The sequence below is a fragment of the Streptoalloteichus tenebrarius genome (assembly GCF_024171885.1).
In the GTDB taxonomy this organism is placed as follows: Bacteria; Actinomycetota; Actinomycetes; order Mycobacteriales; family Pseudonocardiaceae; genus Streptoalloteichus; species Streptoalloteichus tenebrarius.
Genome location: NZ_JAMTCP010000026.1, coordinates 1 through 17213 on the forward strand (window position 1 = coordinate 1; position 17213 = coordinate 17213).

Annotated in this window: 7 protein-coding genes and 1 pseudogene; 6 read left to right on the plus strand and 2 right to left on the minus strand. The window is 69.4% G+C overall.

Annotation, left to right across the window (positions count from 1 at the left end):
* Positions 1 to 451: 451 nt before the first annotated feature.
* The 6 genes and pseudogenes from LX15_RS20325 to LX15_RS20350 all read left to right on the plus strand — a co-directional run bounded on the left by LX15_RS20325 (position 452) and on the right by LX15_RS20350 (position 9127).
* On the plus strand, positions 452 to 3394 hold the full coding sequence (locus LX15_RS20325; protein ID WP_253671208.1) for a DUF8616 domain-containing protein: 2943 nt from the start codon (positions 452 to 454) through the stop codon (positions 3392 to 3394).
* Between the two features lies 1 nt (position 3395).
* Positions 3396 to 4082, plus strand: coding sequence for an SseB family protein (locus LX15_RS20330; RefSeq protein ID WP_253671209.1), 687 nt, complete (start codon positions 3396 to 3398; stop codon positions 4080 to 4082).
* Positions 4083 to 4112: 30 nt separating this feature from the next.
* Entirely contained in the window at positions 4113 to 6092 is a 1980-nt protein-coding gene (locus tag LX15_RS33180; RefSeq protein ID WP_253671210.1) for a glycohydrolase toxin TNT-related protein, read from the plus strand.
* A 118-nt stretch (positions 6093 to 6210) separates the two neighbouring features.
* A pseudogene (locus LX15_RS20340) lies at positions 6211 to 6606 on the plus strand (scabin-related ADP-ribosyltransferase); the annotation flags it as partial.
* A complete protein-coding gene (locus LX15_RS20345) occupies positions 6606 to 7004 on the plus strand; it encodes a hypothetical protein (protein ID WP_253671212.1) in 399 nt (132 codons plus the stop codon). The pseudogene LX15_RS20340 and the gene LX15_RS20345, both read left to right, overlap by 1 nt.
* A gap of 305 nt (positions 7005 to 7309) precedes the next feature.
* A complete protein-coding gene (locus LX15_RS20350) occupies positions 7310 to 9127 on the plus strand; it encodes a TNT domain-containing protein (RefSeq protein WP_253671213.1) in 1818 nt (605 codons plus the stop codon).
* 81 nt (positions 9128 to 9208) lie between these two features.
* Here LX15_RS20350 and LX15_RS20355 read toward each other — a convergent pair whose 3' ends face one another.
* A complete protein-coding gene (locus LX15_RS20355; protein ID WP_253671214.1) occupies positions 9209 to 13087 on the minus strand; it encodes a DNA-directed RNA polymerase subunit beta' in 3879 nt (1292 codons plus the stop codon).
* A gap of 112 nt (positions 13088 to 13199) precedes the next feature.
* Positions 13200 to 16691: a DNA-directed RNA polymerase subunit beta gene (gene rpoB, locus LX15_RS20360; protein WP_253671215.1), complete on the minus strand. Its 3492-nt coding sequence runs from the start codon at positions 16689 to 16691 to the stop codon at positions 13200 to 13202.
* Positions 16692 to 17213: the final 522 nt, after the last annotated feature.

Consider the following 17213-nt stretch of genomic DNA (forward strand, 5'->3'; position numbering starts at 1 on the left):
GGTCACTCCGCCTTTCGCGGGAGGCCCCACACCCGGGCAGCCACGTCCCGTCGGACCCCCGCCCCAGCCGGTTCCACGGGGGCCGGTGCCACAACCGAGCGCCGGTCCGCTTCCACCCCAGCGCGGCCCCGTGCCGCCCGCGCGCGGTCCTGCGTTCCCCGCTGCCGGCCAGGTACCGCACCAGCCCCTCGTCGGCTCACCGAACAACCAGGTCGCACCACCGACCCAACCGGTTCCACGGGGGCCGGTGCCACGGGGACCGGTGCCACAACCGGGCGCCGGTCCACTTCCACCCCAGCGCGGCCCCGTGCCGCCCGCGCGCGGCCCTGCGTTCCCCGCTGCCGGCCAGGTACCGCACCAGCCCCTCGTCGGCTCACCGAACAACCAGGTCGCACCACCGACCCGTCCGATGCCACCGCGCCCACCGGCGGCGCCGGCCGGCTTCGATCCCATGGGTTCGGGATTCACCGGGGTCGGCTTCCAGAGCCCACGGACCGAGGGCTTCGGCCCCCTGGGTTCCCAGCACAGCGGCTTCGGGCCGATCGGAAGCCGGTCCCACGACCTCGGCCCGACCGGTCACCGCGACGACACCCCGGCCTCGCCCGAGCAGCCGTCACCCACGCCGGACCAACGCCACGAGCAGCCGAGCTGGTACGACGACGGCGACGACCCGTTCACCGCGACTGACCCGACCCCGGCGACCCCTCCGTCCCACCACGACGACCGACACGGCAAAGAAGGCTGGGACGACGGCGCCAGGTTCACCGCAGACGTCGACCAGGCACACGCCGACGACGTGGCGGCGGCCCGCGACCAGGCCCGCACCACCGCCGGCGGGCTCTCGCTGTTCGACGACAGCGACCGCACGTCGAACTTCGACCGTTCCTCGGCCAGCCAGGTCCCGCCGGACCCGCACCGCTTCACCGTCGACATCCACGGCGACGCCGACCGCGCCCGCGTCGGTCGCACGCTGTTGAACCCGCACGAGCTGGCTGACATCATTCGGAGTGACCCCCGCTACCAGGACGGCCAGCCCGTCCGGCTTCTCATGTGCGACGCCGGCCGGCACGACGACGGCTTCGCCGCGAAGCTCGCCAAGGAGCTGAAGGCGCCCGTCCTCGCCGCGCGCAGCGACGTGTGGGTCACTTCCAACGGCGACGTCTTCGCCAGCCGCGCCGAGCACGACGGCTCCGGACCGAAGCGGCCTGGCTGGCCGCCCAACGGGGAGTGGGCGACCTTCCACCCCGACGGCCGCGTCGAGACCCACGGCAGCGGCGACCACGACCGACCCTACCCTCCTGGCCACAAACCCGACTGGGCCGCCACTGCCAAGGACTGGGACGGCCCTCCCGCCCTCCTCAGCCGCCGCGGCACCGACGCTCCGCCCTGGCCCGGCCAGGACGGGTTCCCCAGAGACCCCTACGGCCGGTCTCCGACACCACCACCGGTCTTCGGCGGACACCCGTCCGGCGGCCCACCACCGCCCGGAGCCCAGTTCGGCACGAATACCTGGAACCAATCCGGCCCGTCGCCCCACGGACCGCACCCGACCCATTCCGACCCGCGCGCCGGCCAGTACCCGCCCGTGCGCCAACCGGGCGCGCCGTACCAGGGCGCGCCGTACCAGGGCGGGCCGTACCAGGGTGGCTGGCAGGACACCTCCCAGGTCGACCGGCGCCACCCGCCGGCTCCCGGCGTCCAGCCCGGGCCCCCCGTCTGGGGCGGCCAGCCCGCGACCAGGCCGAACTACCCCAACACCCCGGTGCCGCCCGGCGGTCCGGTGCCGCCCGGTCAACAGGTCCAGCCGCCCCGGCAGGGCTACCCGCCGGCCAACGTCCCGCCCGCCTATCCCCTCCAGCAGCCGCGATCGGGGTACACGGGTGCGCGGGCGGACGCCTCGCCGACTCAGCCCGGCGCGGGTCGCCCTCCAGCCACCAACCCCTGGCCGCCGCGGAACCCCGGCCAGCCCCAGGGGATGCGGAACCAGGGGGGCCAGCCCTTCGGCAACCAGCCGTACGACGGCGGCGCGCAGGGCGGGCACCACCTGGGCAACCACCCGCAGGGTGGGTCGCGGCCCGGGTACCGGGGAGGGCCGAACCACGGCGACCCGTACCCCAGGGGTGCTCAGGGCCACGGCAACCAGCCGCCCACCGCGAGGCCAGCACCTCCGGCGACCAACCCGGTCCCAGCCGCACCCCGCCCGCTCCAACCCGGTGCCGAGCGGTACCACGCCACTGGTCCCCAGCAACCCGCCCCGAAGCCCCAACACCTCGACACTGCTCCACACCAGGGCGGAGGTCATCCGGGAGCCGCCGAACCCGGGTCGCGAAACGACGGCGTCGTCAACGCGTCCTCGCCGACGGTCGGATCGCCGGATGAGCTCAGCGGAGCCGCTCATCCCGGCGCCGCACCGGAAACACCGAAACCGCCCCGCGAGTTGACGCACTCGGAGATCGCGTGCAACCCCCGGGCCGACCTGGCGATCGACGCTTACGCCCACGAGCACGGAATGACCAGGGAAGAGGTCTGGAACAAAATCCAGATCGGGCGCCTCGGGATCACCGAGGACCTACGGATCTTCGAGAAGAGGCGGCAGACTCCGGCCGAAGCGCTCGAACGCCCCGACGACCTCAGCGTGGAATACCTGAACCAGGTGATCCAGCACCGCCGCGCGAACGAGCGGCGAGGAGTCGAAGACTACGAGAGCCAGAAGCTCCCGCCCTTCGAGGCCGGTTGCCCGGACAACGAGCTTCCCTCCCACATGAGGCGCCGAATGCCGCGCGACGCGGTCGCCGACACCCTTGACCGGGTCAACCCCGACGACGTCCACCTGATCTACCCGGGGGACGGCGGGGGAATGTGGCGGGACCTGAGCGAGGGCGACGCCTTCCTCCGCCCCGAGAACGCGATTTTCCGACTGGACAGCCGCGGCGCCGAGCTCCTCCAGGCGGGTGGGTTCCGGGTGCGGGATCCGGGAAATTTGAACATCAACGCCCACGTCGGCTCCGCGCACAACGGAGGCGGGTTCACCTCCTTCTCCATGAGTCCGGAGCACGCGATCCAGCGCGACGAGGCGGTCTCCCCCTCCATGAACGACGTGGAGCGACTGCCTTCCGGCTTCTACAGGCAGGTGCGATACATGCACGAGGCCTACCACCCCTACGGCGTCCTCACCGACGCGTCGTTCCACGACCGGGGCCAGAGCAGCGGGCACAAGGAGGCGGAGGTGCTCCTCCCCGGCGGCCTGCCCCAGCACTACGTCTACCGCATGTGGCCGCGAGAGATCATCTTCGACGTGTACGGGAATATCCTGACCACGGTGGTCTACCCCCCGATCTACAACCCGAACTTCAAGTACCGTCGCCATCCGCTCTTCGCGCGAAAGGACCGCTGACGTGGGCGAGCTGCACATCTTCGACTATCTTGCGAAACCGCCACTGCCGTCGGTGGACGAGTCGGACATCGAGAAGGCGAGCACGATGTCCGACGAGTGGCTGGCCTACGTCGATCCGAACCTGCCCAAGGGCGCCCCGATCACAGGGAGCTTCCTCATGGGAGGCCGCTTCGTGGACAAGGAGGGGAGGATCACGGACGAGTACTGGGTCAATCCGGACTTCATCCCCCAGCAACCGAAGTCGGCCGGCATGCGGTTTGGCAGTCACTTCGAGCTCGTCCTCTGGCGGACACTCAAGGGGTACAACAACATCGATCGGTTCCTTGCCTCGCTCAGCCAGGCGGAACTCTTCACCCCCGGCTCGCAGGGCGCGCCGGACAAACTCTGGTTCGAGAACGAACCCGACGGAAAGCGGGTACTTCCGGTCTACTCGTCACAACAGTTTCTTCCACCAGACCGGTACCCCTGGCGGACGATCAGCGGGCTGGAGATTCTGGAGAAGGTCTGCCCCCAGGAAGGAACGGTGATCCACTTCAACCCGGACGGGATCCTGAGCGTCGGCCTCTCCGGCGCCGAACTCAACGATCTGTGGGCCGAGTGGAAGAAGTTCGACGCGATGGCGAAGGAACGGACCCAGGCGGGGCAGGGTATGTCGACCGGCCAGCGGACCTCCCGCGAGTCCCGCTGACGACGCCAGGAAACCGGTGGGAGCAGCCCAGTGATCATTGATGACATTCCGCCCAGCGGCCTCCACGTCGTGTGCTCGAACGAGGTCCACCCGACACTGGCCCGGACGGAACAGGACGACGCGGGAACGCACAGCGTCCGCCTCCCGAACGGCGACGTGAGAACCGTGGGGCCGACCGAGGTGGAGTCGGTGTTCGACCTGCTCACCGTCGCCGGCCACGGCGACGAGTTGGCCGTGGTGACGCCGCGACAGGATGAGTCGGGGGGCACGTCCCACCGTCCGCCCGAGGGCGCCACCCGCCTTCTCCAGCTACGGCTTTCCCGAACGTTCTCGCCCGTCCCGACGGCGTATCCCCTCCCCGCGCTCCCGGAGGACCACCACCAGGACGAGGTGGACCTGATGGAGTCGCCGTGGGGCCGGGGGTTCACCCAGGCACTTCTCGGCCAGGCGCCGCAGTGGTGGACCCAGATCTCCATCGAGTGCCGGGCGATCGCGGGTCAGATGGAGCTGCTGTGCCTGGTCACCTTCGGGCGTCGGCCCGACGAGGTCGTCCGGCACTGGGCTCCGCCGCCCGACATCAGCCAGTGGTTCCACCGCCTCCGGCTGATCACGTACCGCCCCGGTGAAGGTGCGTGGTTCACCGCCCGGTACCGCTTCGTTCGCGAGGGATCCTACGCCTCGTTCGAGTTCGACCGGGTGAACGAACCCGGCTGGCAGTACCTCACGGCCGAGCGGGAGCCGCTGCTCGCCCGCAGGTACGCGGACGATCTCCTCCTCTTCCCGCGCGACCCCGCCCACACACCGGACTGGCTCGCGGCCGCGGTCCACCGCGGCCACCTCGACGAAACACGACACCTCCTGCTCGGTGGTGGCACGCCCCGGCCCGCTGACGCGAACGGCATGGCCGCGGTCCAGCCCGCTCCGCTGGTCGAGGCACGCCTGTTCGACCATCTCGACGACAACGGTCACCCCCGCGCCTACCGGCCGCCTCTGGGCGTGGCCGAGCGGCGGGCGGTGCTGGAGTACCTGCGGAACGGCACCGTGGTGCTGTCCTCGCGGGGCCAGTCCGAGGACCTACTCGACCCGGGGCGGGGAGCGACGGTCCCCATGGCCTTCCTGACCGACGGCACGTGGGTCTGGTCGGCGGCGCACGCCTACTACCTCGAACACCACGGGCTGACTCCGCCGCTGGAACTGCTCGGCCACATCCGCGCACGCCGGTACGAGCCGCCACGCCAGCTCGCCGAGAACACGAAACGCCGCGCGACCGCGCTGGTGATGGGGATGCCCGGACCCGACCCCGGAATCCAGGAGGAGTTCGAGCGGGCCTACTGGTGGATTCGCTGGTACGCCCGCTACTACGACCTCTGCCCCCTGATCTACTCCATTGGCCAGCTCCGGCCCGACGCCTGGTGCCTGGTGCCGGAGGGCGACGAGTACGCGGTGTTCTGGAACAGCGCGGACCAGCGATACGGCGAGGCGAGGTTCGGCGACGTCGGGGAGGCCGCGCGATACCTGGTCGGCACGCTCATCTCCTACGTCGACGACTACCGACGGCATCCAGAGGACATCTTCGACGACTTCGACTGCCCCATCCCCGTTCTCGGCGACGACCCGCCGCTCACGCACTACGCGGAGAAGCTGTGGGTCCAGCTCAACGCGGGCGCACAGGTCGTCCGGTACGGGACGCCGGACGGAAACACGACCTTCCTCTCCGGCTCACGGTTCGACCAGCTCAACCTCCCGCCCGAGTACGCGGAGCGTGAGGTGCACTCCTACTACGTGATGGCGGACACCATACTGATCACCGGCGTGACCGCCGGCGGCGCCCGCGCGTATCTCTTCCCCTGGCCGGTCGCGGAGCACCTCGCCGCCGGGCACCTCGTCGAGATCGACCCCGCTCAGGCCCAGCCGACCGAGGAGCCACCCACGAGTCCCCCGACGCCGCCGACGCCACCCACGAGTCCACCGACGCCACCGACGCCACCGACGCCACCGGCAGGGGAGTAACACCGACGAACCTCGGCCCCGGACACCGAGACGTGTCCGGGGCCGATCACGCCCCCGCCGACCACCCCCGCCGCGCCCCGGCAGTGGCACCCGTCCGGCGACCCGACCGGCACACCACCCCCGCCACACGGTGGAGCGGCGCACGGCGGTGGAACGCCGCCTTGTGAAGAACAACGACGGGCGTCAGGTGTCCACGACTCGCGACCCCGACTTCTGGGAGGGGATGTTCTTCGCCACCCGCCCGAGCGAAGGGGCAGTCCAGTGGGTCTACTCGATCCACGCCGAGGGCGGCGCCGACGTCATCCCCACCCTCATCAGGTCTGGCCGAGAGGACCTGGCCACGCAGGCCGACCGGGAGGCGGAGGTCGCCTTCCTCGGCGGCATCGCCTGGCGGTTCGTCCGGAGCGCCTTCGAGCTGAGGTTCGAGAACGGACGGTGGGTCAGGACGGGTAACACCGACGAGAACCCGGAATTCTCACCGGACGACGTCCCCGCCGCCGACAGGAGAGCATGATGAGCCTTGAGTCAGTCCCGGTCCGCGCGTTCCGGGGAAGCGAGTTCGTCGAGGCGCGGATCGAGTACGCGGCGTGCCACGAGTCCGGCGAAGTGCGCGCCCACGGTCCGTGGGGCGTTGTCCGGGCGGTTCGATGGGACGTGTTCGAGTCGTTCCGGGAGATCCGTCGGAAGCTCGAACCCCTCGGATGGTTCCTCGCGGTGAACGGCGCGCGCTACGACGTCTACTGCATGGGCGCGACCCGGAACATGTCGAACGGGACGGCGGTGCACGAGATCCCCAGAACGAACGAAACCCCCGACATGCGCGCGCTCTACATCTTCGACCCGGCCGAACCGGCGCTGGTGAGCACGGTCGAGAAACAGGAGAGCACGGGGCGGAAATACTTCAACCTCTGAGATCCGCAACAGTGTCCGCGGCAGGAGCGGCGAGCATCCACCGAGGTGACCACCTCCACGGTGAAGCCTTCCCTGTCGACGTGTGAGGAAGCGCGACGGGAGAGCCGGAAGAAGTGAGCACCTCGGATTTTGTCGCCTCAGCGAGTTTCGTGACGTGGAACGACGTGGTGTATCGCGTCGACGATGCCGGGGACGCGGACAGCTCAGTCATCGTGCCTGTTGACGGAGGCGGCGAAGGGTCCGAACCGTCAGCGGCCCCTTCCTTTCCGCGGGACCGCCGACCCCTGGTGGAGTCCCGGTTCACCTTGGCCGTCATCGGGCTGGTCGGGCCCGACCCCTACTGCGTCTTCGGCCCGTACGGCGAGGATCCGGACCAGGTGGTGGCCAGATGGATCGGAATGCCGCTCGGCAAGGAGTACGCGCACCGCCGCGGCTTTTCCGAACCCAACGAGGACGGGATGCCCTCCGTCCACACAGCACTCGCGGACTTCTCCCCCCTCACCCAGATCCGCCTGGACCGCGGCCCGATCAGCGGCCAGCGGGTGCGAGCCGCCGAGCGGCAGTGGGACAGGGCCCGACCCGCGCTCTTCGCGGCCGACGTCGAACTGCCCTCTCCGGCCCCCGTCCTCGACGCCCTCCGATCCGTGCTCACGGAGCGGGCGCCCGACGGGTGGCAACGGATCACGCTGGAGTGCCGGGCGCTCGTCCACGAGATGGAGCTGATTACCAGGGTCGTCGGAGCGGACGGCGAGGAGCGGTTCTGGTCCCCGCCACCGCAGGTCAGCCAGTGGCTGCGCCGTCTCCGGCTGGTGACCTACCACCCGGACCGGGGCGCGTGGTTCACCGCGCGGTACGAGATCGCCCGAGACGCCGAGCCGCGGATCGAGTTCGACCACGACGCCGAACCCGACTGGCTGTTCCCGCACGTGCGGGGGAACCGAACTCCAGCGGCGGCCTACCTCGACGAGCTGTGGTTGCTGCCCAGGGCGGTCGACGCGACCCCGGACTGGATGATCCGCGAGATCTACCGAGACCGGCTCAACGAGACCTGGAGCCTGGTGACCGCTCCGGCCACGGCGGCGCAGCCCCGGGACCTCCGGCGCGCGCCGCTCTTCGACGTCGTCGGTGAGGATGGCACCCTGCCGCGCAACTACCGGCCGGTGCTGGGGAACCACGAGCGCCAGGCGGTGCTGAAGTACCTCCGGGACGCCCCGGTCGTCCTGTCCTCCCGGGGGCAGACCGAGGACGACCTCGACCCCGAACGGGGCAGGGTCGTGCCGATGGCGTACCAGACCGACGGCGCGTGGATCTGGTCGGCGGCGCACGCCTACTACCTCGAACACCACGGGTTGACCCCGCCGCTGGAGCTGCTCGGGCACATCCGTGACCGCCGATACCAGCTTCCGGAGCGCGTCCCGGAGAACGCGAAGAACCGGGCCTCCGCGCTGGCGATGGGGATGCCGGACGCGAACTCCGCCATCCAGGAGGACCTCGGCCGGACCTACTGGTGGATCCGGTGGTACGCGCGTCACCACGATCTCTGCCCCGCCGCGTACGCGGTCGGCGTGGCGGCGCCCAACGCCTGGTGCCTCGTTCCGGAGAACGACGAGTACGCGGTGTTCTGGAACGGCGAGGAGCGACAGTATGAGGCCCGGTTCCCGAACATCTGGGAGGCCGCGAACTACCTCCTCGGCACCCTGGTGGCCAACGCCGCCGACCTGCGCCGGCACCCCGAGGACATCTACGACGACTACGACTGCCCGATCCCTGTCCTGGGCGACGACCCGCCCCTCGCGCACTACGCCAACAAGCTGCTGGTCCAGCTCACCGAGGGCTTCGAGGTCGACCGCCACGGCGGCCCGGAGGGGAACACCACGTTCGCCGTCGGCACCCCGTTCGAGCAGCGGTCGCTCCCCCCGGAGTGGGCGCAACGCGAGTACCACCGCTATCGCCTGGTCAAGAACGGCCTGGTGATCTCCGGCGCGACCGAGGGCGGAGCCACCGCCTACCTCTTCCCCCAGTCGATCACGGAGCACCTGGCCGCCGGTCACCTGGTGGAGATCGACCCGAACGCGCCAGCGCCGGCCGAGGTGCCGCCTCCCCCACCTCCGGCCACCGACTGAACACCGACACCGCGGACAGCGAAACGGCGAAGGGCCCCGGGGCGGATGCCCCGGGGCCCTCGTCTCGCCTCAGCTACGCCCTCAGCGGTAGTCCCGCCCGAAGTCGTAGTCGTCCAGCGGCACCGCCGCACCCGTGCCCGTGCCGAAGACGTCCGGCGTGTAGTAGCCGTCGTCGTAGGACGGGATGGCGTAGGCCGCGGCCCGCGCCTCCTCCGTCGGCTGGACCTGGATGTTGCGGTAGCGGTTGATGCCCGTGCCAGCCGGGATCAACTTACCGATGATCACGTTCTCCTTCAGGCCGAGCAGCTTGTCGCTCTTGCCGTGGATGGCCGCCTCGGTCAGCACCCGGGTGGTCTCCTGGAAGGAGGCCGCCGACAGCCACGAGTCCGTGGCCAGCGACGCCTTGGTGATGCCCATCAGCAGCGGACGGCCGGACGCCGGCTCGCCGCCCTCGGCCACCACGCGGCGGTTCTCCGACTCGAACTCCGCCCGCTCGACCAGCGAGCCGGGCAGGAACTCGGTGGCGCCCGAGTCGATGATGGTCACCCGGCGCAGCATCTGCCGGACGATCACCTCGATGTGCTTGTCGTGGATGGACACACCCTGCGAGCGGTACACCTTCTGGACCTCGCGGACCAGGTGGAGCTGCACCTCCCTCGGACCCATCACGCGCAGCACCTCGTGCGGGTCGACCGCGCCCTCCATCAGCTTCTGGCCGACCTCGACGTGGTCGCCGTCCATGAGGGGCCGCTCGGTGCCGTCCACGGCGATGGTCGCCAGCCGCTGACGCTTGGACAGCTTGTCGTAGACGATCTCCTCGCCCCCGTCGTCGGGGATGACGGTGATCTTCCAGAACTTCTCGCCGTCCTCCAGCCGGATCCGGCCGGACGCGTCCGCGATCGGCGCCTTGCCCTTGGGCACGCGCGCCTCGAACAGCTCCTGCACACGCGGCAGACCAGCGGTGATGTCGTCACCGGCCACACCACCGGTGTGGAAGGTCCGCATCGTGAGCTGGGTGCCCGGCTCACCGATCGACTGGGCGGCGACGATGCCGACCGCTTCGCCGACGTCCACCAGCTTGCCGGTCGCCATGGAGCGGCCGTAGCAGGTGGCGCAGACACCGGTGTGCGAGTCGCAGGTGAGCACGCTGCGCACCTTCACCGAGGTCAGGCCGGCCGCGACGATCGTCGCGATGTGCCGGTCGCTGATCTCCTCGCCCCTGGCGACCAGGACGTTGCCCTCGCCGTCGCGGATGTCGTCGGCCGCGATGCGCGCGTAGATGGTGGTCTTCGCGTGCTCGTCGACCGGCAGGGCGATGCCCCGGTCGGTGCCGCAGTCCGTCTCGCGCACGATGACGTCCTGCGACACGTCCACCAGACGACGGGTCAGGTAACCCGAGTCGGCGGTGCGGAGCGCGGTGTCGGCCAGACCCTTGCGGGCGCCGTGCGTCGAGGAGAAGAACTCCAGAACGGTCAGGCCCTCGCGGAAGCTCGCCTTGATCGGGCGGGGGATGTACTCACCCTTCGGGTTGGCGACCAGACCCTTCATGCCGGCGAGCTGCCGGACCTGGGTCATGTTGCCCGCCGCGCCGGACTTCACGATCGTCGGGATCGGGTTGTCCTCGGGGAAGTTCTCCTCCATGACCCGGGCGATCTCGTCGGTCGCCCGGCTCCAGATCTTCACCAGCTCCTCGTTGCGCTCGCGGTGCGAGAGCAGACCGCGCTGGTAGCGCTTCTCGATCTGGTCGGCTTCCTTCTCGTAGCCGTCGAGGATGTCCTTCTTCTGCGGCGGCACGACCACGTCGGTGATCGCCAGGGTGACGCCGGAGCGGGTCGCCCAGTAGAAGCCGGCGTCCTTCAGCTTGTCCAGCGTCTGGGCGACGGTCACCATCGGGTACCGCTCGGCCAGGTCGTTGATGACCTCGGCCTGCCGCTTCTTCGGCATGACGTCGTTGACGAACGGGTAGTCCGCCGGCAGCAGCTCGTTGAACAGCACCCGGCCCAGGGTGGTCTCGGCCAGCCACGGCTGACCGGGCTCCCAGCCCTCCGGCTCCTCGCCCAGCGGCGGGCGCCGGTCGGTGAGCCGGATCCGCACCCTGGACTGGAGGGTGATCGCGTGACGGTCGAAGGCCATGATGGCCTCGGCCGGCGAGGTGAAGGACCGGCCCTCGCCCTCGGCGCCCTCCTTGAGCTTGGTCAGGTAGAACAGGCCGGTGACCATGTCCAGACGCGGCATGGCCAGCGGGCGACCCGAACCCGGCGACAGGATGTTGTTGCTCGACAACATCAGGATCCGGGCCTCGGCCTGCGCCTCGGCCGACAGCGGCAGGTGGACCGCCATCTGGTCGCCGTCGAAGTCGGCGTTGAACGCCTCACAGACCAGCGGGTGGAGCTGGATGGCCTTGCCCTCGACGAGCTGCGGCTCGAAGGCCTGGATGCCCAGGCGGTGCAGGGTCGGTGCCCGGTTGAGCAGCACCGGGTGCTCGGTGATGACCTCCTCGAGCACGTCCCACACCTGCGGGCGGGACCGCTCGACCATGCGCTTGGCCGACTTGATGTTCTGCGCGTGGTTCAGGTCGACCAGGCGCTTCATCACGAACGGCTTGAACAGCTCCAGCGCCATCAGCTTGGGCAGGCCGCACTGGTGCAGCTTGAGCTGCGGGCCGACCACGATGACCGAACGGCCGGAGTAGTCGACGCGCTTGCCGAGCAGGTTCTGGCGGAACCGGCCCTGCTTGCCCTTGAGCAGGTCGGACAGCGACTTCAGCGGGCGGTTGCCCGGCCCGGTGACCGGACGGCCGCGCCGGCCGTTGTCGAACAGCGCGTCCACGGCCTCCTGGAGCATCCGCTTCTCGTTGTTGACGATGATCTCGGGCGCGCCGAGGTCGATCAGTCGCTTGAGGCGGTTGTTCCGGTTGATGACCCGGCGGTACAGGTCGTTCAGGTCGGAGGTCGCGAACCGGCCACCGTCGAGCTGCACCATCGGGCGCAGGTCCGGCGGGATCACCGGGATGCAGTCCAGCACCATGCCCTGCGGCGAGTTGCCGGTGGTCTGGAACGCGGCGACGACCTTCAGCCGCTTGAGGGCGCGCAGCTTCTTCTGGCCCTTGCCCGTGCGGATGACCTCGCGGAGGTGCTCGGCCTCGGCGTCGACGTCGAAGTCGCCCAGCAGCTTCTGGATGGCCTCGGCGCCCATGCCGCCGGTGAAGTACTCGCCGTAGCGGTCGTACAGCTCGCGGTAGAGCAGCTCGTCGGCGATGAGCTGCTTCGGCTCGAGCTTGGTGAAGGTCTCCCAGATCTCGTCGAGCTTGTCGATCTCGCGCTGCGCCCGGTCGCGGATCTGGCGCATCTCGCGCTCTCCGCCCTCCTTGACCTTGCGGCGCACGTCGCTCTTGGCGCCCTCGGCCTCGAGCTGGGCGAGGTCGGCCTCGAGCTTCTGGGCGCGCGCCTCGACGTCGGCGTCGCGCTTGTCCTCCAGCCGCTTGCGCTCGACCTGGATCTCGTTCTCGAGCGTCGGCAGGTCGTTGTGCCGCATCTCGGTGTTCACCGAGGTGATCACGTAGGCGGCAAAGTAGATGATCTTCTCAAGGTCCTTGGGGGCCAGGTCGAGCAGGTAGCCCAACCGGCTCGGGACGCCCTTGAAGTACCAGATGTGCGTGACCGAGGCGGCCAGCTCGATGTGGCCCATCCGCTCACGGCGCACCTTGGCGCGGGTCACCTCGACGCCGCACCGCTCACAGATGATGCCCTTGAACCGGACGCGCTTGTACTTGCCGCAGTAGCACTCCCAGTCCCGGGTCGGGCCGAAGATCTTCTCGCAGAAGAGGCCGTCCTTCTCGGGCTTCAGGGTGCGGTAGTTGATGGTCTCGGGCTTCTTGACCTCGCCGTAGGACCACTGGCGGATGTCGTCGGCCGTGGCGAGGCCGATGCGGAGCTCGTCGAAGAAGTTGACGTCGAGCACGTCGGTTTCCTTCTCCCCTGGGTTGTCACTGGCTAGGGGCAGTGGCTGTCCGGTCGGGGCCGGGGCGCCCCCGCGGGGCGCGGGGCCGGCCGACCCCGACCGGACGGCGAGGTCAGTTCACGACGTCGTCCACGGAGAGCGTCTCCGAGCCGGGCCGGCTGGACAGGTTGATGCCGAGGTTGGCGGCGGCCCGCTCCAGGTCCTCGTCGTCGCCGTCGCGCATCTCGATCGCGGCGCCGTCGCTGGACAGCACCTCCACGTTGAGGCACAGCGACTGGAGCTCCTTGAGGAGCACCTTGAACGACTCCGGGATGCCCGGCTCGGGGATGTTCTCGCCCTTGACGATGGCCTCGTAGACCTTCACGCGGCCGAGGACGTCGTCCGACTTGATCGTCAGCAGCTCCTGGAGCGTGTAGGCGGCGCCGTAGGCCTGCATGGCCCAGCACTCCATCTCGCCGAACCGCTGACCGCCGAACTGCGCCTTACCGCCCAGCGGCTGCTGGGTGATCATCGAGTACGGGCCGGTCGACCGGGAGTGGATCTTGTCGTCGACCAGGTGGACCAGCTTGAGGATGTACATGTACCCGACCGCGACCGGGTACGGGTACGGCTCACCGCTGCGGCCGTCGAAAAGCTGGGCCTTGCCGTTCTCCCCGACCATCCGCTCGCCGTCGCGGTTGGGCAACGTCGAGCCCAGCAGGCCGGTGATCTCCTCCTCGCGGGCGCCGTCGAACACCGGGGTGGCGGTGTTCGTGCCCGGCTCGGCCGAGTACAGCTCCTCGGGCAGGCGCTTGGCCCACTCCGGGTCGCCGTCGACCGACCAGCCCTGCTTGGCGATCCAGCCCAGGTGCGTCTCGAGGATCTGGCCGATGTTCATCCGTCGCGGCACACCGTGGGTGTTCAGGATGATGTCCACCGGGGTGCCGTCCGGGAGGAACGGCATGTCCTCGGCCGGCAGGATCTTGCCGATGACGCCCTTGTTGCCGTGCCGGCCGGCGAGCTTGTCGCCGTCCTGGATCTTCCGCTTCTGGGCGACGTAGACCCGGACCAGCTCGTTGACGCCCGGCGGCAGCTCGTCGTCGTCCTCCCGGCTGAACACCCGGATGCCGATGACCTTGCCGCGCTCGCCGTGCGGCACCTTCAGCGAGGTGTCCCGCACCTCGCGGGCCTTCTCACCGAAGATGGCGCGCAGCAGGCGCTCCTCGGGGGTCAGCTCGGTCTCGCCCTTCGGGGTGACCTTGCCGACCAGGATGTCGCCCGGCTCGACCTCGGCGCCGATCCGGATGATGCCCCGCTCGTCCAGGTCGGCCAGCACGTCCTCGGAGACGTTCGGGATGTCCCGGGTGATCTCCTCGGCGCCCAGCTTGGTGTCCCGGGCGTCGATCTCGTGCTCCTCGATGTGGATCGAGGTGAGCACGTCGTCCTGGACGATGCGCTGGGAGAGGATGATCGCGTCCTCGTAGTTGTGCCCCTCCCACGGCATGATCGCCACGAGCAGGTTCTTGCCCAGGGCCATCTCGCCGTTCTCGGTGCACGGGCCGTCCGCGATCACCTGGCCGACCTCGACCCGGTCGCCCTCGTTGACGATGGGCTTCTGGTTGATGCAGGTGCCCTGGTTCGACCGGCGGAACTTGTGCAGGCGGTAGGTCTGCCGCGTGCCGTCGTCGGCCATGACCGTCACGAAGTCGGCGCACAGCTCCTCGACCACACCGGCCTTCTCCGCCACGACGACGTCGCCGGCATCCACGGCGGCGCGCAGCTCCATGCCGGTGCCGACCAGCGGGGCCTCGCTGCGCAGCAGCGGCACCGCCTGGCGCTGCATGTTCGCGCCCATGAGCGCGCGGTTGGCGTCGTCGTGCTCGAGGAACGGGATGAGCGCGGTCGCCACCGACACCATCTGCCGCGGGGAGACGTCCATGTAGTCGACGCCCTGCGGGTTGATGTAGTCGATCTCGCCGCCCTTGCGGCGGACCAGGACGCGCTCGTCCAGGAAGTTGCCCTGGGCGTCCAGCACGGCGTTCGCCTGCGCGATGACGTGCCGGTCCTCCTCGTCCGCGGTCAGGTAGTCGATCTGGTCGGTGACCCGGCCGTCGACGACCCGGCGGTACGGCGTCTCCAGGAAGCCGAACGGGTTGACCCGCGCGAACGACGCGAGCGAGCCGATCAGACCGATGTTCGGGCCTTCCGGCGTCTCGATCGGGCACATCCGGCCGTAGTGCGAGGGGTGCACGTCACGCACGTCGAGGCCGGCCCGCTCCCGGGACAGACCGCCGGGGCCGAGCGCGGACAGCCGCCGCTTGTGGGTCAGGCCGGCCAGCGGGTTGGCCTGGTCCATGAACTGCGACAACTGCGAGGTGCCGAAGAACTCCTTGATCGCGGCCACGACCGGCCGGATGTTGATCAGGGTCTGCGGCGTGATGGCCTCGACGTCCTGGGTGGTCATCCGCTCGCGCACGACGCGCTCCATGCGGGACAGACCCACCCGGATCTGGTTCTGGATCAGCTCGCCGACGGTGCGCAGGCGGCGGTTGCCGAAGTGGTCGATGTCGTCGACCTCGACCGGCACCTCGTTGTCGCCGATCGTCATCTTGGTGTCGCCGGCGTGCAGGCGCACCAGGTACTCGATCGTCGTGACGATGTCGTCCTCGGTCAGCACGCCCACCTCGACCGGCAGGTCGAGGCCGAGCTTCTTGTTGACCTTGTAACGACCGACCTTGGCGAGGTCGTAGCGCTTCTCCTTGAAGAACAGGTTCTCCAGGAGGGCCTGCGCGTTCTCCTTCGTCGGCGGCTCGCCGGGGCGCAGCTTGCGGTAGATGTCCAGCAGCGCCTCGTCCTGACCCGCCGTGTGGTCCTTCTCCAGCGTGGCCATGAGGGTCTCGCTGAAGCCGAACCGCTCGCGGATCTGCTCGTTGGTCCAGCCAAGGGCCTTCAGGAGCACGGTGACCGGCTGGCGGCGCTTGCGGTCGATGCGGACACCGACGGTGTCGCGCTTGTCGACGTCGAACTCCAGCCAGGCGCCCCGGCTCGGGATGACCTTGACGCTGAAGACGTCCTTGTCGGTCGTCTTGTCGACGGCCTGGTCGAAGTAGACGCCGGGGGACCGGACGAGCTGCGACACGACGACGCGCTCGGTGCCGTTGATGATGAACGTCCCCTTGTTCGTCATCATCGGGAAGTCACCCATGAACACCGTCTGGCTCTTGATCTCGCCAGTGGTGTGGTTGGTGAACTCCGCGGTGACGAACAGCGGCGCCGCGTAGGTCATGTCCTTGTCCTTGCACTCCTCGACGGAGGCCTTGACCTCGTCGAAGCGCGGGTCGGAGAAGGACAGCGACATGGAGCCGGAGAAGTCCTCGATCGGCGAGATCTCGTTGAGGACCTCTTCCAGCCCGCTCACCGGGTTCTCGTCGCCGGCGTCCACCCGGCGCTGGTACCACTCATCGGCACCGATGAGCCATTCGAACGACTGCGTCTGGAGGGCCAGCAGGTCGGGCACCTCCAGCGGCTCACGGATCTTCGCGAACGAGACCCGCTTAGGTGCTCCAGGGATCCCCGACGTGGAGGTGGTCGCAGCAGTGGCCTTGGTCGCGCGGGAGACTGCCAAGATGCGTCCTTCCAGGGACTTGGTAGCTGAGCTAGCGGCTGGACTAGCGCGGCTGTCAAGGGTGCGGTGGGTGCCCGCCAACCAATGCCCCGGGGAAGGGCACACAGAAGGAGGGCAGCGCAAAGGGGCAGTCTAGCCACACATAAGGCGACTGTCGAGAGGCAGGTGCTGACACCTGGCCTCATGCTCACCGACAGAGTGACCCGGCGACGGCGCGGAGTCAAGGTGCCACGCCCCGATCACCCCGGCGGCGGACGCCACAGTCACCGCCAGTGACCATTGTGGGCGGACGAAACCGCAGGTCACCGCACTGTCGGCCGTTCGTCACCGTTCGGTGCGGACTCCAGCCGTTGACCTTGCCGGCCCCTGTCGCGGTCGGAGTCGAGATCAACCACGTTGCCCTCTGTGACCTCACGCACACCCGGTGACGATCTCGTTGTGTTGTTCGCCCGCGTAGCACCGCGCACAACGGCATCTCGGTGCCAACGGCTCACACTGCTCGGTCATTCTCGCAGGTGTCAC

Bases quoted from the DNA above. Each gene is read 5' to 3' on its own strand.
- LX15_RS20325 (WP_253671208.1), top strand. From the start codon at position 452: ATGGGTTCGGGATTCACCGGGGTCGGCTTCCAGAGCCCACGGACCGAG.
- LX15_RS20345 (WP_253671212.1), top strand. From the start codon at position 6,606: ATGAGCCTTGAGTCAGTCCCGGTCCGCGCGTTCCGGGGAAGCGAGTTC.